The sequence below is a fragment of the Rhodococcus sp. M8 genome, from assembly GCF_015654185.1.
Classification (GTDB): Bacteria; Actinomycetota; Actinomycetes; order Mycobacteriales; family Mycobacteriaceae; genus Rhodococcus; species Rhodococcus aetherivorans.
In genome coordinates, this window is the sequence record NZ_CP064065.1 from 4830555 (window position 1) to 4853948 (window position 23394).

Consider the following 23394-nt stretch of genomic DNA (forward strand, 5'->3'; position numbering starts at 1 on the left):
CGCGTCAGGGAAGAAGGTCCCCGGCCGGCCGATGAGTTTGCCGTCGCTCGGCGGTCGGAACAGGTGCAGCATCGTTCGCAGCGGAGGAGTGAGCACCATGTTCGACCGTTCCCCAGCCTTTTCCGGCTTCGCCGTCGACGACGTTGCCGCGGCCGCGAAGTTCTACGGCGACGTCCTCGGCGTCTCCGTGTCCGAGGAGCACGGAATGCTCCACCTGCACCTCGACGGCGGCCGCGACACGTTGATCTATCCGAAGGAGGACCACACCCCGGCCACCTACACGATCCTCAACTTCCCGGTTCGCGACATCGAGAAGGCGGTGGACGAACTCGCCGCGCGCGGAATCCGGTTCGAGCGCTACGAGGGTGTCGACGGCAAGGGCATCTTCCGTCGGGTGGGCCCGCCGATCGCCTGGTTCCGGGACCCGGCGGGCAACATCCTCGCCGTCCTCGAGGTGGACGAGGCCCCGGCCGACGAACAGATCCGCGCGCTGATCGAGGAACACACCGCGGCCCGCAACGCCAAGGACGTCGATCGGCTCGCCGCGTGCTATATCCCCGGTGCGACGGTGTTCGATCTGGCGCCGCCGCTGCGCAAGTCCGCTCCCGACCCGCAGGCCTGGGCGTCGTGGTTCGCGGGGTTCGACGGCCCTCTCGACTGCGAAGTGCGGGATCTGCGCGTCGAGGCGGCCGGCGACGTCGCGTTCTGCCACGCGCTGTCGCGGCTGGGAGCGACACAGCTCGGTGGACCGCGATTCGACATGTGGTTCCGTGTCACGTTCGGTCTACGCCGCGTCGAGGGGTCGTGGCGGATCGCGCACGAGCACGAGTCCACCCCCTTCCATATGGACGGTTCCTTCCGGGCCGTCACGGACCTGCAGGAGTGACCGGCTCAGTCCGGTGGCTGCAGTTCGTGCCTGCCACTGTTGCCCGTGCCGCCCGAGTTGCTGCGCAGCCACCGACCGGGCAGCTTGCCCGCGAGGTCGCCCAGTGGGCCCACCGCCCCGCGGAGCAGTTCGACGGTCTCCTGCAGCACGTCGATGCTGGTGCTCATCCGCAGGATGCTGGGGGTGAGCTGCGCCAGCGTCTCGGACAGCGACACGATCTGATCGAGCGGACCGCCCTTGGCGAGGAGGCGCTCGAGGGCGCCCTGTTCGGCGAGGAGGGTGTCCAGCACTCCACCCCGCTCGAGGGCCCGCTCGAGCAGGCCGCCGGGCTGGAGGGCGATGTCGACGATGCCGCCGGGGGCGGTGAGGCGTTCGACGGGCCCGCTCTCGGCGAGCAGGCGCTCGAGCGGGCCGCTGGGTGCGGTGAGACGGTCGAGGAGGCCGCCGTTCGACAGCAGGCGGTCCAGCGCCCCGTCCTCGGCGAGGATCTTCTCGAGCGGACCGCCGGGGGCGGTGACGCGGTCGAGGGCGCCGCCGGGCTCGAGGAGGCGGTCGAGGGGGCCGCCGGGTGCGGTGAGCCGGTCCACCGGCCCGCCGGGGGCGAGGAGGCGGTCCAGCGGTCCGTCGGGGCGCAGCGCCTGGCCGAGAGGACGGTCGTCGGCGGCGAGCACGGAGACCTGTTGCAGCAAGCCCAGCGGTCCCCGCGGGTTCGCCACGCCGACCGCGCTCAACCCCGCGTACGTCCGGGGGGAAATAGCCAGGCGGACGGTGGCGATCGCGCCCTCCGCCACGCCCAGGGCCGAGTCCGCTGCGGCGAATCCGAGGCGGACGGGAAACGCGAGCGCGGACGCCAGACTCATGCCTGTCACTGTAACCGGCACAACAGTCCGGCTCGGCGGGACGAGCCGTTACCGAAGGTCGTCAGGAGACGCGGAGCGTTCCGACCCGTACGTACGTCTCGGTGCATCCGCAGCCGTGGGCGAGGTCGGAGCAGTCGACCACCAGCATGTGCCGCACGCGGGAGGTGTCGAAGCAGTCGGGTTCGGTGCATTCCACGGGCACCGTCGCGTGCACGACGAGGGTGCCGTGACAGTGGTCGAGATCGGATCGGCACGCCCGGCACGTCATGGGCGGGACCTCCTTCGCGGTGGCTGTCTTCGTCCCGTAATAGCATCACGCGCCGACAAGGTGGTGGACGTGCGGGGCGTGTTACGCCGGATCAGCGCCGCCTGCGCCGGGCGACGAGGGCGACGGCCAGCGCGCCGGCGATCACCCCGATCCCGGCTGCGACCCACCAGCCGGGTGTGCTGTCGGATCCGGGAACCGTCACGGCGACGGGTTCGGATGTCGCGCCCGCCGCGCCGGGCGCGCCCGAGTAGACCGCCGTGATCGTGTGGCTCCCGGCGCCGGAGACGCGGTGCTCGGTGGTGGCGCGGCCGTCGACGACCGCCACCGGTGGACCCAGGTCGGTGCCGCCGTCCCGGAACAGGATCGTGCCGCCGTCGACGTCCGGTGACACCGTCGCCGTGAGCGTGACGACCGTCCCGTCGTCGACCACGTCCGGGGCGTCGACGGTGACCGTGGCGGGCACCTCGGCGGTGTCGGAGATGGTGATGGTCGCCAGCGGGCCGGCGCCGGCGTTGAGCGGACCGGTCATGGTGTCCCGCGGCGAGCAGCGGGTCGGTCCCCACTGGTTGGTGCCGAGGAACGTGGCCTGGGTGAGCGAGGTGTTGTAGTTGGCGTCGTCGTCGACCAGGCCCGCGGCACCGGCCGTGCGGAGCATCGGCGTGATCACGCCCGCGTCGCCCGCGATCATGGTCACCTCCACCGCCGGCAGCCGGAACCAGCTGTCGCCGACGGGGCTGGGGGAGCCGTCGAGCTGCAGCTGCGTCTTCGGCGCCCGGATCCCGGCCTCGCTGTCGGCACCGGACGCGGGGCTGTTGCCGATGACCTCGTTGTTTCCGGACAGGCGCAGGATCGTGCCCGCCGGGTCGGGGACGCCGTCCTCGTTCACCCGCAGCACACCGGGCGGCACGTTGTCCAGGTTGAAGGCGGTGCCGGGTACGACAGCCGCGTCGACGAACGTCGCGTTGGCGGGAATGGCGAAGTCGTTCTTCAGGCGGGAGACGCTGCGGGTGGTGGCGCCGCGGCTCGAGTCGGGGTACGCGACGGGCGCCGTCTGGATGCGGTAGGTGAACCGCTCGCCGGGACGAACCCGGGCGGGCGCGTCCACCGTGGCCGACGACCCGAGCAGCTCGTCGACGTCGATCACCGACCGCACCCGGCACGCGATGCCGAACGAGACCTCGACCTCCTCCGCGGCCGCGGGCGGGCAGACCGCGATCAGGGACACGGCGACGGCTGCGGCCGACGCCGCCCCGCGGCGCACCCACTTCGGCGACACGGCGGCTCCTCCCGGTGCGGACACGTCCATGATCCCCGATCGCCGCACTCCGACGGCCCGAATTCGGCAGGGCCGGCATACAGGAAGTTCCCAGGATTCTCGCAGCGGCATGCCAGAGCTCTCCGGGAGAATCGACGCCGTGACCGACAAGACCCCCGAAGCGCGGATCCTGATCGTCGACGACGAGCCGAGCATCGTCGAACTGCTCTCGGTGAGCCTGAAGTTCCAGGGTTTCGAGGTCGAGACGGCGGGAAACGGCGCCGAGGGACTCGACCGGGCCCGGGCCTTCCGGCCGGACGCGGTGATCCTCGACGTCATGATGCCCGGGATGGACGGGTTCGGGATGCTGCGCCGGCTCCGGGCCGACGGTTCGGACGCGCCGGTGCTGTTCCTGACGGCGAAGGACGCCGTGGAGGACAAGGTGTCCGGCCTGACCCTGGGTGCGGACGACTACGTCACCAAGCCGTTCAGCCTCGAGGAGGTCATCGCCCGGCTGCGGGTGATCCTGCGGCGGGCCGGCAAGGTGTCCGAGGACGAACGCTCGTCCCGCATCACCTTCGCCGACATCGAACTCGACGACGACACCCACGAGGTGTGGAAGGCCGGCAGGCCGGTGTCGCTCTCACCCACCGAGTTCACCCTGCTGCGGTACTTCATGGTCAACGCGGGCACGGTGCTCAGCAAGCCGCGGATCCTCGACCACGTGTGGAGCTACGACTTCGGCGGGGAGGTCGGCGTCGTGGAGTCGTACGTCTCCTACCTCCGCCGCAAGGTCGACACCGGGGACAAGCCGCTGATCCACACCCTGCGCGGGGTCGGGTACGTCATGCGGGAACCCCGCGAGTGAGCCGCATGCGGGCGCTGCCGCTGCGGTTGGCGCTGGTCGCGGCGCTGGTGTCGTTGTCGGGGCTGGGGCTGCTGGCGTCCGGGGTGGCGGTGACGTCCGCGTTGCAGGGTTCGCTCCTCGCCCGCACCGATCAGGATCTGCACACCGCGGCGCAGACGTGGGCCAAGCCGCCCGGTGCCGGCCGCGAGCTGCCGCCGCCGGACGCCCCGAGTTCGAATCGCCCGCCGAGCCCGTTCTATGTGCGGGTCGTCGGCCCCGACGGGGTGGAGCGGTTCGTCGTCAACGACGAGTCCACGTCGCCGGCGCTGCCCGGCGAGCCGGCGGGGGAGCCGGTGACCGTGGGTTCCGTCGACGGTTCCGACGTGCGCTGGCGGGTGGTGTCGACCCGCAGCACCGCGGGCATCGTGACCACCGTCGGGGTCACGCTGACCTCGATCGAGGAGACCGTGGATCGGCTCGTCGTGCTGCAGGTCGGCATCGGCGCCGCGGTGCTGCTCGTTCTCGGGGTGGCCGGCTACTTCGTGGTGCGGCGCAGCCTGCGGCCCCTGGTGGAGGTCGAGCGCACCGCCGTGGCGATCGCGGGCGGGGATCTGCACCGGCGGGTTCCCGAACGGGATCCGCGCACCGAGGTCGGCCGGCTGTCGGTGGCGCTGAACGTCATGCTCAGCCAGATCCAGGCGGCGTTCGCGGCGACGGCGTCGTCGGAGGAATCCGCGCGCCGATCCGAGGAGAGGATGCGACGGTTCGTCGCCGACGCCAGCCACGAGCTGCGCACCCCGCTCACCACGATCCGAGGATTCGCCGAGCTCTACCGCCAGGGCGCGAGCAGCGACACCGCGATGCTGATGGACCGCATCGAGAGCGAGTCCCGGCGCATGGGGATCCTCGTCGAGGATCTGCTCATGCTGGCCCGCCTCGACGCGCAGCGGCCGCTCGAGCGGAAGCCGGTGGACCTGCTGGCCCTGGCCGCCGACGCGGTGCACGATGCGCGGGCCGTCGCGCCCGATCGCGCCGTCGGGCTCGAGGTGTTCGACGGTCCCGGTACCCCGGAGGTGCTCGGCGACGACGCGCGGCTGCGGCAGGTCCTCGGCAATCTCGTCACCAACGCCCTCACCCATACCCCGGCCGACGCCCGCATCACCGTACGGGTGGGCACGATCGGATCCGATGCGGTGCTCGAGGTTCTCGACACCGGCCCCGGCCTGAGCGAAGCCGACCGTGCCCGGGTCTTCGAGCGGTTCTATCGCGCCGACACGTCGCGCACCCGATCGTCGGGCGGCAGCGGTCTCGGACTGTCGATCGTCGCGGCGCTGGTGGCGGCCCACGGTGGCCGCGTGGAGGTGGAGTCGGCCGTGGGCGCCGGTTCCACGTTCCGGGTGCTCATCCCGCGGATGCCGGTGGAGTGACGATCCGGCCCTCGGCTACGGTGACGTAACTGACTTTCGAGTAAGGAGACGTCGTGGGACTGTCGGGGACGGCGCAGCGCGCCCTGCGCAACGCCTGGGCGCTGTTCGTCGGCGACGGAATCGAACCGCCGCACGCCACCGCGTCGGCCGTCGTCGCCGACGGACCGCACCGTACCCTGCGCCGCTACGGCGAGCCCGACGCGGGTGCCCCCGTCCTGCTCGTGCCCCCGCTCGCCGCGCCCGCACGCTGCTACGACCTGCGGCCCGGGCAGAGCCTCGTGCAGCACCTCGTCGACGCCGGCCGCAGCGTCCACGTCCTCGACTTCGGCACCATGGACCGTTCCGACCGGCACCTCGGCTTCGAGCACTGGGTCGACGACATCGTGCCCGAGGCGATCGCGCGGGTCTCCGAACTGTGCGGCGGCCGCGACGTCGACCTGGGCGCCTGGAGCCTCGGTGGGACCCTGTGCCTGCTCACCGCGGCCGCCCACCCCGGGCTGCCGATCCGCTCGATCACCGCGTTCGGCACGCCGATCGACTACGCGCGCATCCCCTTCCTGGGGCCGGCCCGCCACCTCGGACGCGCCCTGGGCGAGCCCGCCCTCACCGCCGTGACCCACCTGCTCGGCGGCGTGCCCGCCCCGCTGGTGCAGATCGGCTACCGGGCCACCGCCCTCGAACGCGAACTGACCCGGCCGTGGTTCGTCGCCTGCAACCTCGCCGACGCCGACACCCTGGCCCGGATGGAGGCGATCGACCGGTTCCAGGCCGACATGCCCGGCTACCCCGGCAGGCTGTTCCATCAGATGGCGATGCGCATCACGGTCGCGAACGATCTCGCGACGGGCCGGGTCCGCTTCGACGACCGGACGATCGACCTCGCCGACGTCTCCGTGCCCGTGCTCGCACTCGGCGGCAGCGACGACGTGCTCGCGCCCGTCCCGGCGGTCGAGGCGATCCGCCGGGTGCTGCCCGGCTCGCCCCACGTGCGGTTCGAGGTCGTGCCCGGCAGTCACCTCGGGCTGCTCGCCGGCCTCACCGCCCGCGGCACGTCGTGGGCGCACTTCACCGCGTTCCTCGACGACCCGTCGGCGCCGGTGCCGACGGGTCCCGGCGCGTCAGTCGGGGACGTTGTCCGCGTACCCGAGTTCTCGTAGCGCGGCCTTCAGCTTCGCCTGCGCCTCGTCGAGCGACTCCGGCGACGGGTCCTTCTCGGCCTTGCTGATGTCGAAGTCGCCGAGGTCGTACGCCGGGAAGACGTGCAGGTGCAGGTGCGGCACCTCGAGGCCCGCGACGAGCAGGCCCGCGCGTGGCGCGTCGAACGCCGAGCACACCGCCCGGCCCATGATGCGGGCGACGTCGCCGACCTTGCCCCACACGTCGGCGTCGACGCTCTGCCAGTGGTCCACCTCCTGACGCGGCACCACGAGCACGTGGCCCTGGTTCACGGGGTTGATGGTCAGGAAGACGACGACGTCGTCGTCCTGCCACACGAACCGGCCCGGCAGGTCGCCGGCGATGATCATGCTGAACACGGAAGCCATACCGGGGAGAATAGGCGGACCGCCGCGCGCGCCGCCTCTCGTATCCTCGTCGCATGTCGTCGCCGCAGCCGCCCCGGACGGGCCCGCTGCGCGCGCTCGTCGCCGACCTGATCGACCGGCACCTGCGCATCGTCGCGGCGGGGGAGCGGCGCGTGGTCGGGCTCTGCGGCCCACCCGGCGCCGGCAAGAGCACCGCCGCCGACCTGCTCGTCGGCCTCCTCCGCGACGCCGGCATACCCGCCGCGGCCGCGCCGATGGACGGCTTCCACCTGTCGAACCACCGGCTCGACGCCCGCGGCACCCGATCCCGTAAGGGTGCGCCGGAGACGTTCGACGTCGCCGGGTTCGCGGCGCTGCTGCGCCGCCTCCGCGACGACCGCACGGAGACCGTCCACGCCCCCGAGTACTCGCGCCGCCTCCACGAACCGATCGCCGCGTTCCACGAGATCACCCCCGAGACCCGCGTCGTCGTCACCGAGGGCAACTACCTGCTCCTCGGCGACGGCGGGTGGGAGCGGATCCGCCCGCTGCTCGACCTCGTCGTCTACCTCGACGCACCGGGCGACGAGCTCGCCGCCCGGCTCATCCGGCGCCATCGGGCCACCGGATCCACCGCCGAACAGGCCGCCGAGTGGGTCCGCACGGTGGATCTGCCCAATGCGCGCACCGTCGCGCGGACCCGCGACCGCGCCGACCTCGTGTGGTGCCCGGTGGAGGGGAACGACCGAGGCGCGGGAGCGGCCCGCTGGAGCCGCGCGGATGCGTCGGTCCGAGGCCCCGGACCGGTCCCGTAACCTGTGCTGCGTGCGCGTACTCGTTATCGGCTCCGGTGCCCGTGAACATGCCCTCGTCCTGGCCCTGACCCGCGATCCCGGCGTGACGGCCGTGCTGGCAGCCCCCGGCAACGCCGGCATCGGCCGGATCGCCGAGCAGTTCCCGGTCGACGCCGCCTCCGCCGAGGAGGTCGTCGCGCTCGCGAAGGAACAGAACGTCGACCTCGTGGTCATCGGCCCGGAGGTTCCGCTCGTCCTCGGTGTCGCCGACGCCGTCCGCGCCGCGGGCATCGCCTGCTTCGGCCCGTCCGCCGCGGCCGCCCGCATCGAGGGCTCGAAGGCCTTCGCCAAGGACGTCATGCAGACCGCCGGGGTCCGCACCGCGCACAGCGAGGTCGTCGACAATCCGGCCGAGCTCGACGAGAAGCTCGACCGCTTCGGACCCACCTGGGTGGTCAAGGACGACGGGCTCGCCGCCGGCAAGGGCGTCGTCGTCACCACCGACCGGGCCGCCGCCCGCGACCACGCGGCGGAGATCCTCGAGAACGGGCACCCGGTGCTGCTCGAATCGTTCCTCGACGGCCCCGAGGTCTCGCTGTTCTGCCTCGTCGACGGCGAGACCGTGGTGCCGCTGCTGCCCGCGCAGGACCACAAGCGTGTCGGCGACGGCGACACCGGCCCCAACACCGGCGGCATGGGCGCCTACACGCCGCTGCCGTGGCTGCCCGAAGGCATGGTCGACACGATCGTCGAGGACGTCGTCCGGCCCGTCGCCGCCGAGATGGTCCGCCGCGGATGCGGCTTCTCGGGCCTGCTCTACGCGGGCCTGGCCATCGGCAAGGACGGCCCGGCCGTCGTCGAATTCAACTGCCGCTTCGGCGATCCCGAAACCCAAGCCGTGCTCGCCCTGCTCGAGTCGCCGCTCGGGGAGGCGCTGAACGCGGTCGCGACCGGCACCCTGGCCGAGCTGCCGCCGCTGCGCTGGCGCGACGGCGCCGCCGTCACCGTGGTGCTGGCCGCCGAGTACTACCCGGCCAGCCCGCGCACGGGCGACGTCATCACCGGGGCCGACGCCGACGGGGTCCTCCACGCCGGCACCAGGCTCGCCGACGGATCGCTGGTCTCCGCCGGCGGCCGCGTGCTCAGCATCGTCGGCACCGGCGCCGACCTGACCGCCGCCCGCGACGAGGCCTACGCCACGCTCGCCGGCATCAAGCTGCCGGGGGGGCACTTCCGCAAGGACATCGGCCTCGCCGCCGTCGAGGGCCGGATCACCGTCTGACCGTCCCCGGCCGCCGGTCGCGCCCGGGCCCGCGACTACCGTCTGGTGACGTGCGGAGCGAATCGCAGCGATCCCGGATCCAGACCTTCCACGTCATGGACGTGTGGAAGGCCGCCACCGAGCGGCAGCGCACCCACGGCGACGTGCTGAGCCTGGCGGCGGGTCAGCCGTCCACGCCGGCACCCGCCCCGGTGCTGCGCGCCACCCACCGCGCGCTCGACGACGAGCTGCTCGGCTACACCGAGACGTTCGGGATCCTGCCGCTGCGCGCGGCGATCGCGGGCTACCACCGCGACCGCTACGGCATCGACGCCGACGCCGACGACGTGGTCGTCACCACCGGATCCTCCGGGGCGTTCACCCTGCTGTTCCTGGCCGCCTTCGACGTCGGCGACACGGTCGTCGTCGCCCGGCCCGGCTACCCCGCCTACCGCAACACCCTCGCCGCGCTCGGCTGCACGGTCGTCGAGCTGGACTGCGGGCCGCACACCCGCTACCAGCCGACCGTCGAGATGCTCGAGGCCCTCGACGGTCCGATCGCCGGACTCGTCGTCGCCAGCCCCGCCAACCCGACCGGCACCATGATCGAACCGGCCGAGCTGGCCGCGCTGGCCCGCTGGTGCGACGACCACGGCGCGCTGCTCATCTCCGACGAGATCTACCACGGCATCGAGTTCGGAACGCACGGTGCGCCCGCGACGAGCTGCGCGTGGGAGACCTCCCGCGAAGCCGTGGTGATCGGCTCCGTGTCCAAGTACTTCTCGATGACGGGATGGCGGCTCGGCTGGATGCTCGTGCCGGAGGGACTGCGCCAGCCGCTGCAGCGGCTGGCCTCCAACATGACGGTGTGCCCGCCGACGATCTCCCAGTACGCGGCCGTCGACGCGTTCGGCGCGGAGGCCCGGGCCGAACTCGACGGCCACGTCGCGCGGTACGCGGCCAACCGCGAGCTGCTGCTCCGGGGCCTGCCGGAGCTGGGGATCACCGAGCTTGCGCCCGCCGACGGCGCCTTCTACGTCTACGCCGACATCGGTCACCTGCTCCCGGCCGGCGAGAACTCCACCCGCTGGTGTGCCCGGCTGCTGCAGGAGACCGGAGTGGCGCTCGCGCCCGGCGTCGACTTCGACACCGTGCACGGCGACCGGACCGTCCGGCTGTCCTTCGCCGGTTCCACCGCGGACGTGCGGGCGGCGCTGGAACGGCTGCGCGCCTGGTTGCCCACACCGTGACGAAACCCGACAGATAGGTCCTACCTGCGAGTATTCGGGCCGTTTCCCTCAGGCGTGACCACCGGGACTGGCACCATGACAAAGGTGTCGATCGCAGCCACCCCGAAGGGCGAACGGCGCCGCCAGGCGCTCGTCGAGGCGGCGGCCGACCTGATCCTCGAGGGCGGGATCGATGCCGTCCGGCACCGCGCCGTCGCGCACCGCGCCGGACTTCCGCTCGCCTCGACCACCTACTACTTCCATTCCCTCGACGACCTGATCGCGAGCGCGGTGCAGCACAACGGGCGGCGCGAGCTCGACGCGATGCGCTCGCGGGTGCAGTGCGTCCCGCCGAGCGACCGCAGCCCCGAGTCCACCGCGGACCTGATCGTCGACCTGCTCGTCGGCCCCGGCGGGGTCGGCGAGATCGAACGCGAGCGCCTCATCGCCCGCTACGAACGGTGCGTCGCCACCGCCCGGCACCCCGAACTGCGCGACGTCCAGCATGAGTTGCGCGTGCAGATCGATCAGCTGCTCACGGACCTGCTGCAACGGTGCGGGCGCTCGGTGCACGAGCCGCAGCTGCGGCGGCTCGTCGCGGTCGTCGACGGGGCCGTGCTCGGCGCGCTCGGCGATCTCGAGCCCGATCCGCGGGCCCTCGCGCGGGGCATCCTGCCCGACGTCGTGGAGCGGGTGGCACCGCCTGCCGAACAGGAGGCGTGACGGGGCGCCGTAAACTGATGTCCTGTGAGTCGCATCCCGAACGTTCTTGCCACCCGTTATGCCAGCCCGGACCTGACAGCGCTGTGGTCGCCGGAGCACAAGATCGTGCTCGAGCGCCAGCTGTGGCTGGCGGTCCTCCGGGCGCAGGCGGAACTCGGGATCGACGTCCCGCAGGAGGCCCTGGCCGACTACGAGCGGGTGCTCGAGCAGGTCGACCTCGAGTCGATCGCGGCCCGCGAGCGCGTCACCCGCCACGACGTGAAGGCCCGCATCGAGGAGTTCAACGCCCTCGCCGGCCACGAGCACGTGCACAAGGGCATGACCAGCCGCGACCTCACCGAGAACGTCGAACAGCTGCAGATCCTGCGCTCCCTCGAGCACGTGCACGCCCACGGCGTCGCGATCGCCGCGCGGCTGGCCGACCGCGCCGCCGAGTACTCGGCGCTGGTGATGGCGGGCCGGTCGCACAACGTCGCCGCGCAGGCCACCACCCTCGGCAAGCGGTTCGCGTCCGCCGCCGACGAGCTGCTCATCGCGCTCACCCGGTTGCGCGAGCTGATCGCCCGGTACCCGCTGCGCGGCATCAAGGGCCCCATGGGCACCGCGCAGGACATGCTGGACCTGCTCGGCGGCGACGCCGACAAGCTCGCGCGTCTCGAGGCGACGGTCGCCGAGCACCTCGGGTTCGCGAACGTGCTCACCAGCGTCGGTCAGGTCTATCCGCGCTCGCTGGACCACGACGTGCTCTCCGCGCTCGTGCAGGTCGCGGCCGGGCCGTCGTCGTTCGCGCACACCGTCCGCCTGATGGCCGGGCACGAGCTCGTCACCGAGGGCTTCCAGCCGGGCCAGGTCGGCTCGTCCGCGATGCCGCACAAGATGAACACCCGTTCCTGCGAGCGTGTCAACGGCCTGCAGGTGGTGCTGCGCGGGTATGCGTCGATGGCCGCCGAGCTCGCCGGCGCGCAGTGGAACGAGGGCGACGTGTTCTGCTCGGTCGTGCGGCGCGTCGCACTGCCCGATGCCTTCTTCGCCCTCGACGGCCTGATGGAGACGTTCCTGACGGTCCTCGCCGAGTTCGGCGCGTACCCGGCGGTGATCGAGAAGGAGCTCAACCGCTACCTGCCGTTCCTGGCCACCACCAAGGTGCTCATGGCGGCGGTGCGCGCGGGCGTGGGCCGCGAGACGGCCCACGAGGTCATCAAGGAGCATGCGGTCGCCGTGGCGCTGGCGATGCGCGAGCAGGGCCGCGAGCCGGACCTGCTGGACCGGCTGGCCGCCGACGAGCGGCTGCCACTGGATCGAGCGGCTCTCGACGCCGCGCTGGCCGACCGGTCGGCGTTCGTCGGGGCCGCGGAGGCGCAGGTCGCCACCGTCGTTGCGGCGGTGCAGGACCTCGTCGAGCAGTACCCGGACGCCGCGAAGTACACGCCGGCGCCGATCCTGTAGGGATCGTCCGGAACAGGCTGCCGGGGGGATTTGTCAGATGGGGGTAGCCGAAGTGCAGGGGAGAAGATGTTGGCTGGGAAGCCGGGTAATGCCGTACGAATCCGCGATGCGGTGCGGACACGAGCCGCGCTGCTCGACGCCGCGACGGAGGTCTTCCTCCGCGACGGCTACGCCGCGGCGGCGACCGAGGAGATCGTCGCCGTCGCGGGCGTGACCCGTGGGGCGCTCTACCACCACTTCGCGAACAAGCGGGACCTGTTCCGCGGCGTCGTGGAACGGATGCAGGTGGAGACCGAGGAGACGCTCGCGGCGATCGAGGGGAACGATCCGTGGGACTCGTTCACCGCGGCGGTGCTCGCCTCGCTCGACGTCGTGTACGACCCGGCGATCCGCCGATTGCTGCTCATCGAGGCTCCCGCGGTGCTGGGCTGGGCGGAGGTGCGGGAGGGGCACCGCAAGAACACCATCATGATCACCGAGCGCGCGCTGCGGGCCATCGCGCGGCGCAGCGGTGAGCCGGCCCCGCAGTCCTCGGCGCTGGCGCACATGATCGTCGCGGCCGTCGAGGAGGCCATGCTCTACCTCGCCCACAGCGACGACCCGGTCCGCGAACGGCCGGAGGTGCAGGCGCAGCTGCTGCAGCTCCTCGAGGGCGTCCGGCGGCCGGCACCCGTCCAGGAGAGTGCGTGAGCGACTGCGTGTTCTGCGCGATCGTCGCCGGCACCGCGCCGGCGAGCATCGTGCTGGACGAACCGGACGTGTTGGCGTTCATGGACATTCGCCCGTTCACACCGGGACACCTGCTGGTGATCCCGAAGCGTCACGCGTCCGGTCTCGCGCACCTCGATCCGCAGGACGGTGCGCGGGTGTTCGACGCGGGCCGGCGCATCGCCACCGCACTGCGCGCGAGTTCGCTCCCGATCGAGGGGTCAACCTCTTCCTGGCCGACGGCGTCGCCGCCGGCCAGGAGGTGTTCCACGTGCACCTGCACGTCGTTCCGCGGCGTCGCGGCGACGGGTTCGGGCTGCGGGCGGTGCCGCGCACCCCGAACCGCACCGTGCTCGACGGGACCGCCGAGACGATCCGCGCGGCGCTGAGTGTGGGTTCCGATTGAGGCCGGGTGAATCCTCCGGACTCACCCGGCCAGATCGTCCGGGCCCACTTCGTCGTCACGCCACGCCGACGCGCTGACGCCCTGGCCCGACCGCAGCCACAGGATGCCAACGGTCAGGGCCGAGGCGAGCGAGCCGACGAGGACGACAGCGCGGCCGGAACGTCCGCGCCTGCGGAGCCGGCTCACCGGGGAACGGGAGGAATCGGTCACCGCACCATCCTCCCTCATCCCTGATGCGGCGGACATGTGCCCGATGGGCGCCTGCCCCGGCCGGCGACTGCATTGCCCTCGTCTCCCGGGCGCGGGAGACTGTCTGTGGACGGCGACCCGGCGAGTCGCAGGCGTTCGAGGAGGCGGTCGTGGAGTTGCAGATCGTGGCGGTCGACGAGCCGGACGACATGAACGTCGTCGTCGGACCGGCCGTCAAGACCGGTCGAGATCATCGTCGCCGAGACGGAACTCGGCCGGGAGATCGCCGGGATGATCGACGGGCGGCCGCCTGCCCGCGTGGAGTCGAGTTCCGACGTCGCCGACCGTAAAGCCCTGCTGCGCACGATCGGCTACAAGCTGTGAGCGGCCCCGTGCCGGACCGCCGGTAACCGGGTGCCGAGCCCGCGCGAGAGGAGACGACCGTGTCCGCTCGAAAGTCCGTACATCCGGGGATTCACGGATACGCGCGCAGCGACTTCGCGGCCGTACGGCAGGCGTTCGCCGAGAACTTCGCCCGCCGTGGGGAGTTGGGCGCTGCCTGCTGCGTCTACTACCGCGGCGAGAAGGTGGTCGATCTGTGGGGCGGGATACGGGACAAGGCGACCGGCGAACCCTGGGAACGGGACACCATGGCGCTGGTGTTCTCCGCCACGAAGGGGATGGCCGCCATGACCGTCGCGCTGGCCCATTCCCGTGGATGGCTCGATTTCGACGAGCGCGTCTGCACCTACTGGCCCGAGTTCGCGCAGAACGGCAAGGAACGGATCACCGTCCGCCAACTGCTGGCCCACCAGGCCGGGCTGTTCGGTTTCGACGAGCCGGTGGATGTCGGGGTCATCGCCGATCCGGACCGGCTGGCCGCGATCATGGCTCGCCAGAGACCGGAGTGGGAGCCGGGGGCGCGGCAGGCCTACCACGCGATCAGCCTCGGCTTCTATCAGGGTGAACTCGTTCGCCGGGTCGACCCGCAGCACCGCACGCTGGGGCAGGTCTTCCAGGACGAGATCGCGACCCCGCTGGGGCTGGAGTTCTACATCCGTCTCCCGGCCTCCGTTCCCGACGCCCGACTTGCCCCGCTGGTGATGCGGAACCCCTTCCTGAACCTCGCTGAGCTGTCGCCGCGGCTGTTTCCGGCGTTCCTGAACAAGCGGTCGGTGTTCTACCGCTCGCTGGTCGCCAACCCGGGAACGCTCGTGGCAATGGACGCGGACATGATCTACGCACGCGATCTGGAGGCACCGTCCGGCGGAGGCGTGGGCACGGCACGCGCCCTGGCGCACGCCTACGGCGTCCTGGCCACCGGCGGTGCGGAACTCGGCATGCGCCCGGACACGCTGCACGAACTGACGGCCCCGCCGGTGCCGCCCCGGAACGGATTCCACGACGCGTGCATGCTCGGGGACATCCGGTTCTCCCTCGGTTTCATGCGCCCGAGTCCCGACTGGTCTTTCGGCGGGCCCCGGTCGTTCGGCGCGCCCGGTGCCGGCGGCTCCTTCGGCTACGCCGATCCGGATGCCGGGATCGGCTACGGCTACGTCTGCAACCGCATGGGCAAGTCTCGAAACGATCCGCGCGACGTCGCTTTGCGTGCCGCGATGACCCGCGCCGTAACGTCGACCTGATCCGGGGCGGTCGCGTACCCGGCCCCGGGGAATCGATCGAAAGACCCCTCCGGAGAAGGTGTTCGGCGGATGTCAGGCCTTCGACAGCGCCGTCGGGTGGGGTTCGGTGTCGACGCCGGGGATGCCGCGCCCGCGCAGGGAAGCCCCGGCCGTCTCTGCCACGAAGTACAGCGCGACGAGGCCGACGACGCATGCCCCCATCATGTAGAAGGCGGGCACCAGGTCGTTGCCGGTCCGTTCCACCAGCCACTCGTTGACCGCCGGTGCGGTCCCGCCGAACAGCGACGTCGAGACGTTGTAGGCGATCGCGAAGCCGGCGAAGCGCACGTGGGTGGGGAACATGGCCGGGAATGTCGCCGAGATGGTCGACAGCTGCAGGACGTACAGCAGGCCGAGGACGGTGAACGCGACGATCGCCCACCCGAAGCTGATGCTCATGAGCTTGTACATGGGAACCGCGAAGAGCAGCAGGCCGCCCATCGAGATCGTCCACATCGGCTTGCGGCCGATCCGGTCGGACAGGGCGCCCGCGAACGGGATGACGGCCATCATCGCGAGCTGGCCGATCACGACGAGGAACAGCGACGCGGTGCTCGACAGGCCGATGCGGTTCTCGAGGTAGGTGGGCATGTAGCTCAGCAGGGTGTAGTTGCAGACGTTGAGGGCGACGACCAGGCCCATCAGGGTCAGGATGGGCCGCCGGTACTGCACGAGCAGGTCCTTGAACTGCGTGCCGGTGTCGTGCTCGACGGCGCCCTCGGCTTCGAGTTCCCGGAACACCGGGGTGTCGTCGAGCCTGGACCGCAGGTACAGGCCCACCAGGGCGAGCGGTCCGGCGACGAAGAACGGCAGACGCCAGCCCCACGTGCTCATGAACGCGTCGGTGGAGACCAGGTCGACGAACAACACGATGAGCGCGCCGAACGAAAACCCGCCGAGGGTGCCGAACTCCAGGAAGCTGCCGAAGAACCCGCGCTTGCGGTCGGGGGAGTACTCGGCCATGAACGTCGCGGCGCCGCCGTACTCGCCGCCGGTCGAGAAGCCCTGGATCATGCGCAGCAGAACCAGCAGCAGCGGCGCCCAGAACCCGATGGACGCGTACGACGGGACGGCGCCCAGCAGGACGGTCGCGGTGCCCATCAGGATGATCGTGAGCGCGAGCACCTGCCGGCGGCCGAGGCGGTCGCCGAGGGGGCCCCACACCAGCCCGCCGAGGGGACGGACGAGGAAGGACACGGCGAAGACGCCGAGGGTGAGCAGGGTTGCCGACTCGAGATCGGCGGGGAAGAACGCGTCGGCGATGTAGGTGGCGGTGTAGGCGTACACGCCGTAGTCGAACCACTCGGTGAAGTTCCCCATGGCAGAGGCGCTGATGGCGCGCCGTAGATGCCCCGGTGGGACCTCCTGGGGCTCACCCTTCCGGCCGGCGTTGGTGGTGCTCACGACACTTCCCTTCGTTCGGACAACCGTCCCTGCGTACCCACAGAGCGCACGCGGGATCCGGTCGATGCGACGATGGAGAGAGTTCGTTACTGTTCCGTAATTGTTCTTCTGGGGTTTCCCGCATGGTGGACGCCGCCGCGCGCACGGGGGTGGGTGGTGCGAGCGGTTCAGTCGTGGTCCAGCGCGCCGGCCTTCAGCGCCGCGGCGTTGATGCGGGTGAGCACGTCGTGCAGTTCCTCCAGCTCGGCCAGGCTCACGCCGAGCTTGCGGACGACCGTCTCCGGGACCGTCGCGGCCCGCGCCCGCAGGGCCCGGCCTTCGTCGGTCAGGTCGACGACGAGTTGCCGCTCGTCCAGCGGGCTGCGGGTGCGGGTGATCAACCCGGTCGACTCGAGCCGCTTGAGCAACGGCGACAGGGTGGGGGAGTCCAGCTGCAGGGCCCGGCCGATCTCCTTCACCGACATCGGGGCGTCGCCCCACAGGGCCAGCATCACCAGGTACTGCGGGTGGGTCAGGCCGAGCGGCTCGAGCACCGGCCGGTACACCGAGAGCACCGCCCGGTTGGCGACGGCGAGCGCGAAGCAGACCTGACGGTCCAGGGCGAGCGGGTCGTCCGTCGCCCTCGCCGACCCGGCTTCGACCCCGGCCGACTGCGGGCGGGCCTCCGTGCTCATGGTCTCGATGCTACCCAACCGGTGACCTGCCCATTGCCGTCGCCTCGCACCCGCTGCCGCGCCCCCTCCCGGCGGCGGTGTTACGCGGCGATGACGGGATTCCGGCCGATGTGAGCTCCACGAAATGCGGCGTTGTTCCAGGGGTGACCAACGCGAAATCGACTGCACGTCTACTGATTGCAGGCCGCAGCCGGGCGAGATCACCGGCGCGCCCGCCGAATCCACCGATCTCCGAGGAGAACTCAGTGACCGATATCGAGCAGACCATTGCCGACAACATCGCCAGGTCCCTGGCCGAGATCCCCCATCCGGCACTGCCCAAGGGCACCAACCTCTACGGCTCGACCAAGATCTTCCCCGACTATCGGGCCGAGGACGGCGAGTGCTACTTCACCCTCGTGCACGGCATCGCCCACGAGTCGTCGGTGAGCTTCGTCGCGGTCCTGCAGGCCACGCGCGCGCTGCGCAAGGGCTTCGAGTCGGCCATCTACTTCTACGGCACCGGAGCGATGAATGCCGTTGCCACACGCGGCTTCCCGACGACAGGTGACAACGGGTTCCCGGGTGAGCAGAACATCAACGACGCGCTGACCACTTTCATCACGGAGGGCGGCAAGGTCTTCGTGTGCCGGTTCGGCCTCGCGCTGCACGGGCACCGGGAGGAGGACCTGATCGAGGGCGCCATTCCCGCCCACCCCCTGGACGTGCAGGACGCGATCATCCACTACGCCCGCAAGGGCGCCATCATCAACTCCACCTACATGGTCTGAAGGGTGACACCATGAGCGGTCTCTCGACCCGGGTCGACCTGGCCGTCCGCGGCATCCGGTCCCTCGAGGCGCCGGTGCACAGGCGATCCGGCGCCGGCCCGAGCGACGACGGGCACGTCCTGATCGGCGGGGTGGGCGGCGCGATCCCGATCCGGTCCGACAGCCCGTACACGGTGGACGGCACCCGGCTGCTGCTGGACGGAACGGACACGGGCCTCGACGTCGAGCCGGTGCGCCGGCCCAGGTTCTACGACCTGCAGACCGCGGACGGCGTCTCCTACGAGAAGATCGCCCGCCTGCACGGCGCCGACGTCCTGGCCACCACCGTGGTGCAGACCTGTATCCGGTACGACCCCAACCAGCGCTGCCGCTTCTGCTCGATCGAGGCGTCGCTGGCGGCGGGTTCGACGGTCGCGGTCAAACGTCCCGAGCAGCTCGCCGAGGTCGCCGCGGCCGCGGTCCGCCTCGACGGGGTCACCCAGATGATCATGACCACGGGCACCTCCGCCGGGACGGACCGGGGCGCCCGCCACCTGGCCCGCTGCGTGCGCGCGGTCAAGGCGGCCGTGCCGCACCTCGCCGTCCAGGTGCAGTGCGAACCGCCCGGCGATCTCGCCACCCTCACCGACCTGCGCCGGGCGGGCGCCGACTCGATCGGCATCCACGTCGAATCCCTCGACGACGGCGTGCGCCGGCGCTGGATGCCGGGCAAGGCGACGGTTCCGCTCGCCGAGTACCGGGCGGCGTGGGCCGAGGCCGTGCGCGTCTTCGGGCGCAACCAGGTCTCCACCTACCTGCTCGTCGGACTCGGCGAGGACGCCGACGAACTCGTCGCCGGTGCAGCCGAACTCATCGCGATGGGGGTCTACCCGTTCGTGGTGCCGTTCCGGCCCCTCGCCGGCACCCTCGCCGTCGACGTCGACGGGGCGGCGGCCCCCGACGCGACGCTGCTCGAGGACGTCACCCGGCGCGTCGCCGCGCAGCTGCGGGCGGCGGGCATGGCCGGCTCCGACCAGAAGGCCGGATGCGCCGCGTGCGGCGCGTGCAGCGTGCTGCAGAACGCGGGAGGCTGACATGACATCCGAATCCGGTTCCCGGGCCACCGAACTGTTCGACCCCGCGGTGCTCGCCGGTCCCGCACCGGCGCCGCCGCCCGGCTTCCTCGTGCGCGCGGCGGCCCACGCCGGCGACGTGGCCGCCTACCACCGGCTGCGCCGCGAGACGTTCGTGCTCGAGCAGGGACTGTTCGCGGGCAGCGACCGGGACGACCTCGACGACGATCCCCGCACCGTCGTCCTGGTCGCTGCCGCACCCGACGGCGCCGTCCTCGGCGGGGTGCGGCTCGCCCCGGCCACCGACGGCGTGGACCTCGGCTGGTGGACTGGCAGCCGCCTGGTCGTCGACAGCCGCAGCCGCCACGGCGGCGGCATCGGCCGGGCCCTCGTCCGCGCGGCCTGCGCGTACGCCGAGTCCCACGGCGTGCTGCGCTTCGACGCGACCGTGCAGGCACCCAAAGAGCCGATGTTCACCCGACTCGGTTGGGTCCGCCGGGGCGACGTCGTCGTCGCCGGTGCCCCGCATGTGCTGATGCAGTGGCCGCTCGACCGCATCGAACGGCTCGTCCGGTCCACGAAATCGGTCCTGGCGCAGGTCTTGGCGCCGTTGGACCGGGGTCCGGACGGGCTCGGTGGCAACGGGTTTCGTGGCGACGACGGTGCGCCCGTCCCCGGCAGCGACCTCGTCGCGGCGTGCGACGCGATCGTGCCGGCGATGGTCCAGCGCGATCCCGAGTGGGCGGGCTGGTGCGCGGCCCTGGTCAACCTCAACGACCTGTCCGCGATGGGTGCGACGCCGGTCGGGATGCTCGACGCCGTCGGCGCCCCCAACCGCTCGGTGCTCACCCGCGTGCTCCGCGGGCTGGCGCACGCCGGCCGGATGTGGAACGTGCCGATCCTCGGTGGCCACACCCAGCTCGGCGTCCCCGCCGCGCTGTCGGTCACCGCGCTCGGCGCGGCGGCCGAGCCGATCCCGGCGGGCGGTGGCTCCGCGGGCCACGACCTCCGCCTCACCGTTGACCTGCGCGGCCGGTGGCGACCGGGATACACCGGACAGCAATGGGATTCCACCTCGACGTGCACGTCCGAGGAGCTCGCGCTGCTCGGGTCCTTCGTCCGCCGCGCGCGGCCGGCGGCGGCCAAGGACGTGAGCATGGCCGGACTCGCCGGCACCGTCGGGATGCTGGCCGAAGCGAGCGGCGTCGGCGCCGTCCTCGACGTCGCGAGGATTCCCCGGCCGGCGGGCGCGACGATGGGCGACTGGATGGCGTGCTTCCCGGGCTTCGCGATGGTGACCGCGGACCGGCCCGGACGCCCCACGCCGCCGAGCGGACCGGCCGTGTCCGCGGTGTGCGGGGAACTGACCACACGACCGGGGGTCGGCCTGCGCTGGCCCGACGGCATGATCACGAACGCGGTGCACGGCACCGTCACAGGATTGGGAAGAGCATGAGCGAGATCGGAATCTCGGTCGCGGCGGCGGAATTCGGCCGCGACATGGAGCAGTCCTACGCGACGATCGCGGCACTGATCGACCAGGCCCGCGCCCGCGGCAGCGACCTGCTGGTGCTGCCCGAAGCGTGCCTCGGCGGGTACCTGCCGAGCCTCGGCGGTGGCGACGAGAGCGAGGCGGCGCGGGAACGCCGCCTGCGCGCGCTGCCGCCGGCGCTCGCACTCGACGGACCGGAACTGCGGCGGGTCATGGACCTCGCCGGCGACCTCGTGGTGACCCTGGGCTTCTGCGAGGCCGACGGGCCGACCCGCTACAACGCGGCCGTGACGCTGCACGGCGATGGCATCCTCGGCTCCTACCGCAAGGTGCACCAGCCGCTGGGCGAGAACCTCTGCTACGACGCCGGCGACCGCTACGCGGCGTTCGACACGCCGATCGGCCGGATGGGCATGCAGATCTGCTACGACAAGGCGTTCCCCGAGGCGGCCCGCGCCCTGGCGCTCGACGGCGCGGAGATCGTCACGTCGCTGTCCGCCTGGCCGACGGCCCGGACCGCGCAGGCCGCCGCTCTCGCGGACGATCGGTGGACGCAGCGCTTCGACATCTACGACCGGGCCCGGGCCACCGAGAACCAGGTGGTGTGGGTGGCGTCCAACCAGGCCGGCACCTTCGGGTCGCTGCGGTTCGTGTGCAGCGCCAAGATCGTCGGGCCGGGTGGGGAGATCCTGGCGACCACCGGCACCGACCCCGGCCTCGCGTCCGCCCGGCTCGACGTGCGCGCCGAACTCGACGCGATCCGCGGCGGCGGCATGTACAACCTGCGGGACCGGCGGCCCGAGGTCTACGGCGACGTGGTGGCCCCCAACCTGGTGACCGGGACGCAGCTGAGCCGCGAGCAGCGGCCGTCGTCCCTCCGCGGGGCAGGGGTACCGGCCCATGCCTGAAATGACCTACACGGTGCGGTGGCCCGACGGCCGCGCCGGCGAGTACTACTCGCCGTCCCTGGTGATGCACGACCATCTGACCGCGGGCGCGGAGTACGCCGTCCGGGACTTCGTCGACCGCACTCGCCTGGCCCTCACCGAGGCGAGCGAACGCGTGCGCGCCAAGTTCGGCATGTACTGCACCTCCGCGGCCGCGACGCTCGCGGAGATCGAGGCGACGGCCGGTCGTTACGAACCCGATGCCGTCGTGCGGGTGCTGGCCCTGGATCCGCCCACCGTCGACGCCGCGCCGGGCGGCGCCGGCGCAGCCCACCGACCGGAAGGAACAGTCCGATGATCGAGAACCGTGACGTCGTCGTCGTGGGCGGGGGCCAGGCCGGTCTGTCCGTCAGCTGGCACCTCGTGCAGCGGGGCATCGACCATGTGGTGCTCGAACGGGACGGCATCGCCCACGAGTGGCGCGACAGCCGGTGGGACAACTTCACCCTCGTCACCCCCAACTGGCAATGCAACCTGCCCGGCTACAGCTACCGCGGCGACGATCCGGACGGGTTCATGACCCGCGACGAGACGTACGCGTTCGTCCGCGGCTACGCCGGCACCTTCCACCCGCCGGTGCGCGAGGGCGCCGCGGTCACGTCGGTGACGCAGGCCGCCGGCGGCGGCTTCGATGTGCAGACCACCGCAGGCCCGATCCGGGCGCGGCAGGTTGTCGTCGCCACCGGCGGCTACCACGAGCCCGTGGTGCCGCGGTACGCGGAGAAGCTGCCCGCGCACCTCACCCAGCTGCACTCCTCGCGGTACAGGTCGGCGTCCGCGCTGCCGGACGGTGCGGTGCTGGTGGTCGGCAACGGGCAGTCCGGCGCGCAGATCGCCGAGGACCTCATGCTCGCCGGCCGGCAGGTCCACCTGGTGACCGGGAGCGCACCGCGGGTGGCGCGGTTCTACCGCGGGCGGGACTGCGTGGCCTGGCTGCACGACATGGGCACCTATGACGTGCCCATCGCCGAACACCCCGGCGGAACCGCCAAGCGGGAGAACACCAATCACTACGTCACGGGCCGCGACGGCGGTCGCGACATCGACCTGCGGTCCTTCGCCCTCGAGGGGATGCGCCTCTACGGCAGGCTGCTCGGTGTGGACGACGGAGTGCTGCGTGTGGCGCCCACCCTCGGCGCGTCGCTCGACGCGGCCGACGCCGTCGCCGAGAGCATCAAGGACATGATCGACGACCACATCGCGCGGGAGGGCATCGACGCCCCGCCGGAGGAGCGGTACGTCCCGGTGTGGCGACCCGCCGAGGAACCCACCGGCCTGGACCTGGACACCGCCGGGATCGGCTCGGTGATCTGGTCGATCGGATTCCGGACGAACTACCGCTGGCTGCACGCCGGGGTCTTCGACGGTGCCGGTCTGCCGTGCCACAATCGGGGCGTGACTTCGGTGCCCGGCCTGTACTTCCTGGGCCTGCCCTGGCTGCACACGTGGGGATCGGGACGGTTCGCCGGAATCGCCCGCGACGCCGAACACCTCGCGGACCGGATCGAGCTCGAGGCCGGACTGCGGGCCTCGATCGGCGCCCCGGCCTGA

25 protein-coding genes and 1 pseudogene are annotated in these 23394 nt (G+C 71.9%); 19 read left to right on the top strand and 7 right to left on the bottom strand.

Translation table 11 applies throughout. The annotated features are described in order from the left end of the window. Window positions 1–97: 97 nt before the first annotated feature. On the top strand, window positions 98–886 hold the full coding sequence (locus ISO16_RS21925) for a nuclear transport factor 2 family protein (RefSeq protein WP_043801617.1): 789 nt from the start codon (window positions 98–100) through the stop codon (window positions 884–886). A 5-nt stretch (window positions 887–891) separates the two neighbouring features. Here the strand turns inward: ISO16_RS21925 and ISO16_RS21930 are convergent, their stop codons facing one another. From ISO16_RS21930 to ISO16_RS21940, 3 genes are all read right to left on the bottom strand, one after another. Beyond that, complete coding sequence (locus tag ISO16_RS21930; RefSeq protein WP_029541220.1) at window positions 892–1746, bottom strand: hypothetical protein; 855 nt, start codon at window positions 1744–1746, stop codon at window positions 892–894. 61 nt (window positions 1747–1807) lie between these two features. Continuing rightward, window positions 1808–2014: a hypothetical protein gene (locus tag ISO16_RS21935; protein ID WP_006942989.1), complete on the bottom strand. Its 207-nt coding sequence runs from the start codon at window positions 2012–2014 to the stop codon at window positions 1808–1810. 91 nt (window positions 2015–2105) lie between these two features. Beyond that, the gene (locus ISO16_RS21940) at window positions 2106–3290 is read right to left on the bottom strand and encodes an Ig-like domain-containing protein (RefSeq protein ID WP_072634560.1); all 1185 of its coding nucleotides are present in this window, start codon (window positions 3288–3290) and stop codon (window positions 2106–2108) included. 109 nt (window positions 3291–3399) lie between these two features. Between ISO16_RS21940 and ISO16_RS21945 the strand changes: the two genes are divergently transcribed. From ISO16_RS21945 to ISO16_RS21955, 3 genes are read left to right on the top strand one after another with little or no spacing between them, the layout of a single operon-like run. After that, window positions 3400–4137 (top strand): response regulator transcription factor, encoded by a 738-nt coding sequence (locus tag ISO16_RS21945; protein ID WP_170914022.1) that lies wholly within the window; start codon window positions 3400–3402, stop codon window positions 4135–4137. Continuing rightward, complete coding sequence (locus ISO16_RS21950; protein ID WP_072634350.1) at window positions 4134–5543, top strand: sensor histidine kinase; 1410 nt, start codon at window positions 4134–4136, stop codon at window positions 5541–5543. Before ISO16_RS21945 ends, ISO16_RS21950 begins: the two co-directional genes overlap by 4 nt. A 53-nt stretch (window positions 5544–5596) precedes the next feature. Beyond that, entirely contained in the window at window positions 5597–6700 is a 1104-nt protein-coding gene (locus ISO16_RS21955; protein ID WP_043801495.1) for an alpha/beta fold hydrolase, read from the top strand. On the opposite strand, the gene ISO16_RS21960 is transcribed toward ISO16_RS21955, so the two are convergent. Next, on the bottom strand, window positions 6662–7087 hold the full coding sequence (locus tag ISO16_RS21960) for an HIT family protein (protein WP_029541228.1): 426 nt from the start codon (window positions 7085–7087) through the stop codon (window positions 6662–6664). The genes ISO16_RS21955 and ISO16_RS21960 overlap by 39 nt on opposite strands. 53 nt (window positions 7088–7140) lie before the next feature. Here ISO16_RS21960 and ISO16_RS21965 point away from each other — a divergent pair, with 53 nt between their 5' ends. From ISO16_RS21965 to ISO16_RS21995, 7 genes and pseudogenes are all read left to right on the top strand, one after another. Further along, window positions 7141–7881: a nucleoside/nucleotide kinase family protein gene (locus ISO16_RS21965; RefSeq protein ID WP_072634351.1), complete on the top strand. Its 741-nt coding sequence runs from the start codon at window positions 7141–7143 to the stop codon at window positions 7879–7881. A 10-nt stretch (window positions 7882–7891) separates the two neighbouring features. After that, window positions 7892–9142, top strand: a complete 1251-nt coding sequence (gene purD / locus ISO16_RS21970; RefSeq protein WP_029541231.1) for a phosphoribosylamine--glycine ligase — start codon at window positions 7892–7894, stop codon at window positions 9140–9142. 50 nt (window positions 9143–9192) lie between these two features. Then, window positions 9193–10371, top strand: a complete 1179-nt coding sequence (locus ISO16_RS21975; RefSeq protein ID WP_072634352.1) for a pyridoxal phosphate-dependent aminotransferase — start codon at window positions 9193–9195, stop codon at window positions 10369–10371. Between the two features lie 84 nt (window positions 10372–10455). After that, the gene (locus ISO16_RS21980) at window positions 10456–11073 is read left to right on the top strand and encodes a TetR/AcrR family transcriptional regulator (RefSeq protein ID WP_029541237.1); all 618 of its coding nucleotides are present in this window, start codon (window positions 10456–10458) and stop codon (window positions 11071–11073) included. 24 nt (window positions 11074–11097) lie between these two features. Then, on the top strand, window positions 11098–12519 hold the full coding sequence (gene purB / locus ISO16_RS21985; RefSeq protein ID WP_029541240.1) for an adenylosuccinate lyase: 1422 nt from the start codon (window positions 11098–11100) through the stop codon (window positions 12517–12519). A gap of 111 nt (window positions 12520–12630) precedes the next feature. Next, complete coding sequence (locus ISO16_RS21990; RefSeq protein ID WP_006931853.1) at window positions 12631–13209, top strand: TetR/AcrR family transcriptional regulator; 579 nt, start codon at window positions 12631–12633, stop codon at window positions 13207–13209. After that, window positions 13206–13633, top strand: a pseudogene (locus ISO16_RS21995) (HIT family protein). The gene ISO16_RS21990 and the pseudogene ISO16_RS21995 overlap by 4 nt, the downstream one beginning before the upstream one ends. A 21-nt stretch (window positions 13634–13654) precedes the next feature. Here ISO16_RS21995 and ISO16_RS22000 read toward each other — a convergent pair. Continuing rightward, entirely contained in the window at window positions 13655–13843 is a 189-nt protein-coding gene (locus ISO16_RS22000; protein ID WP_029541253.1) for a hypothetical protein, read from the bottom strand. Between the two features lie 228 nt (window positions 13844–14071). On the opposite strand from ISO16_RS22000, the gene ISO16_RS28765 reads away from it, so the two are divergent. Both ISO16_RS28765 and ISO16_RS22010 read left to right on the top strand, forming a co-directional pair. After that, window positions 14072–14206 carry an adenosine-specific kinase gene (locus ISO16_RS28765; protein ID WP_268256900.1) on the top strand — a complete coding sequence of 45 codons (135 nt, stop codon included), beginning with the start codon at window positions 14072–14074 and terminating at the stop codon, window positions 14204–14206. A gap of 59 nt (window positions 14207–14265) precedes the next feature. After that, entirely contained in the window at window positions 14266–15465 is a 1200-nt protein-coding gene (locus ISO16_RS22010) for a serine hydrolase domain-containing protein (RefSeq protein WP_072634354.1), read from the top strand. 72 nt (window positions 15466–15537) lie between these two features. Here ISO16_RS22010 and ISO16_RS22015 read toward each other — a convergent pair whose 3' ends face one another. Both ISO16_RS22015 and ISO16_RS22020 read right to left on the bottom strand, forming a co-directional pair. Continuing rightward, window positions 15538–16824, bottom strand: a complete 1287-nt coding sequence (locus ISO16_RS22015) for an MFS transporter (RefSeq protein WP_230304606.1) — start codon at window positions 16822–16824, stop codon at window positions 15538–15540. A 251-nt stretch (window positions 16825–17075) separates the two neighbouring features. Beyond that, window positions 17076–17582, bottom strand: coding sequence for a MarR family winged helix-turn-helix transcriptional regulator (locus tag ISO16_RS22020; RefSeq protein WP_029541264.1), 507 nt, complete (start codon window positions 17580–17582; stop codon window positions 17076–17078). 245 nt (window positions 17583–17827) lie between these two features. On the opposite strand from ISO16_RS22020, the gene ISO16_RS22025 reads away from it, so the two are divergent. Genes ISO16_RS22025 through ISO16_RS22050 form a run of 6 tightly spaced genes read left to right on the top strand, consistent with a single transcriptional unit; the run spans window position 17828 to window position 23394 of the window. After that, window positions 17828–18352 carry an MSMEG_0572/Sll0783 family nitrogen starvation response protein gene (locus ISO16_RS22025; protein WP_006931869.1) on the top strand — a complete coding sequence of 175 codons (525 nt, stop codon included), beginning with the start codon at window positions 17828–17830 and terminating at the stop codon, window positions 18350–18352. Window positions 18353–18363: 11 nt separating this feature from the next. Next, window positions 18364–19425 carry an MSMEG_0568 family radical SAM protein gene (locus ISO16_RS22030; RefSeq protein ID WP_072634356.1) on the top strand — a complete coding sequence of 354 codons (1062 nt, stop codon included), beginning with the start codon at window positions 18364–18366 and terminating at the stop codon, window positions 19423–19425. Window position 19426: 1 nt separating this feature from the next. Continuing rightward, entirely contained in the window at window positions 19427–20860 is a 1434-nt protein-coding gene (locus tag ISO16_RS22035) for an MSMEG_0567/sll0787 family protein (RefSeq protein WP_072634357.1), read from the top strand. Next, window positions 20857–21804 (top strand): carbon-nitrogen hydrolase family protein, encoded by a 948-nt coding sequence (locus ISO16_RS22040; protein WP_072634358.1) that lies wholly within the window; start codon window positions 20857–20859, stop codon window positions 21802–21804. Before ISO16_RS22035 ends, ISO16_RS22040 begins: the two co-directional genes overlap by 4 nt. After that, window positions 21797–22141 (top strand): MSMEG_0570 family nitrogen starvation response protein, encoded by a 345-nt coding sequence (locus tag ISO16_RS22045; RefSeq protein WP_072634359.1) that lies wholly within the window; start codon window positions 21797–21799, stop codon window positions 22139–22141. Before ISO16_RS22040 ends, ISO16_RS22045 begins: the two co-directional genes overlap by 8 nt. After that, complete coding sequence (locus tag ISO16_RS22050) at window positions 22138–23394, top strand: MSMEG_0569 family flavin-dependent oxidoreductase (protein ID WP_072634360.1); 1257 nt, start codon at window positions 22138–22140, stop codon at window positions 23392–23394. Before ISO16_RS22045 ends, ISO16_RS22050 begins: the two co-directional genes overlap by 4 nt.

Excerpts from the sequence above, each read along its gene's own strand:
- ISO16_RS21925 (WP_043801617.1), top strand. The coding sequence starts at position 98 with ATGTTCGACCGTTCCCCAGCCTTTTCCGGCTTCGCCGTCGACGACGTT.
- ISO16_RS21930 (WP_029541220.1), bottom strand. The coding sequence starts at position 1,746 with ATGAGTCTGGCGTCCGCGCTCGCGTTTCCCGTCCGCCTCGGATTCGCC.
- ISO16_RS21935 (WP_006942989.1), bottom strand. The coding sequence starts at position 2,014 with ATGACGTGCCGGGCGTGCCGATCCGATCTCGACCACTGTCACGGCACC.
- ISO16_RS21945 (WP_170914022.1), top strand. The coding sequence starts at position 3,400 with ATGCCAGAGCTCTCCGGGAGAATCGACGCCGTGACCGACAAGACCCCC.
- ISO16_RS21960 (WP_029541228.1), bottom strand. The coding sequence starts at position 7,087 with ATGGCTTCCGTGTTCAGCATGATCATCGCCGGCGACCTGCCGGGCCGG.
- ISO16_RS21965 (WP_072634351.1), top strand. The coding sequence starts at position 7,141 with ATGTCGTCGCCGCAGCCGCCCCGGACGGGCCCGCTGCGCGCGCTCGTC.
- ISO16_RS22015 (WP_230304606.1), bottom strand. The coding sequence starts at position 16,824 with ATGGGGAACTTCACCGAGTGGTTCGACTACGGCGTGTACGCCTACACC.
- ISO16_RS22020 (WP_029541264.1), bottom strand. The coding sequence starts at position 17,582 with ATGAGCACGGAGGCCCGCCCGCAGTCGGCCGGGGTCGAAGCCGGGTCG.
- ISO16_RS22030 (WP_072634356.1), top strand. The coding sequence starts at position 18,364 with ATGAGCGGTCTCTCGACCCGGGTCGACCTGGCCGTCCGCGGCATCCGG.
- ISO16_RS22035 (WP_072634357.1), top strand. The coding sequence starts at position 19,427 with ATGACATCCGAATCCGGTTCCCGGGCCACCGAACTGTTCGACCCCGCG.
- ISO16_RS22040 (WP_072634358.1), top strand. The coding sequence starts at position 20,857 with ATGAGCGAGATCGGAATCTCGGTCGCGGCGGCGGAATTCGGCCGCGAC.
- ISO16_RS22045 (WP_072634359.1), top strand. The coding sequence starts at position 21,797 with ATGCCTGAAATGACCTACACGGTGCGGTGGCCCGACGGCCGCGCCGGC.
- ISO16_RS22050 (WP_072634360.1), top strand. The coding sequence starts at position 22,138 with ATGATCGAGAACCGTGACGTCGTCGTCGTGGGCGGGGGCCAGGCCGGT.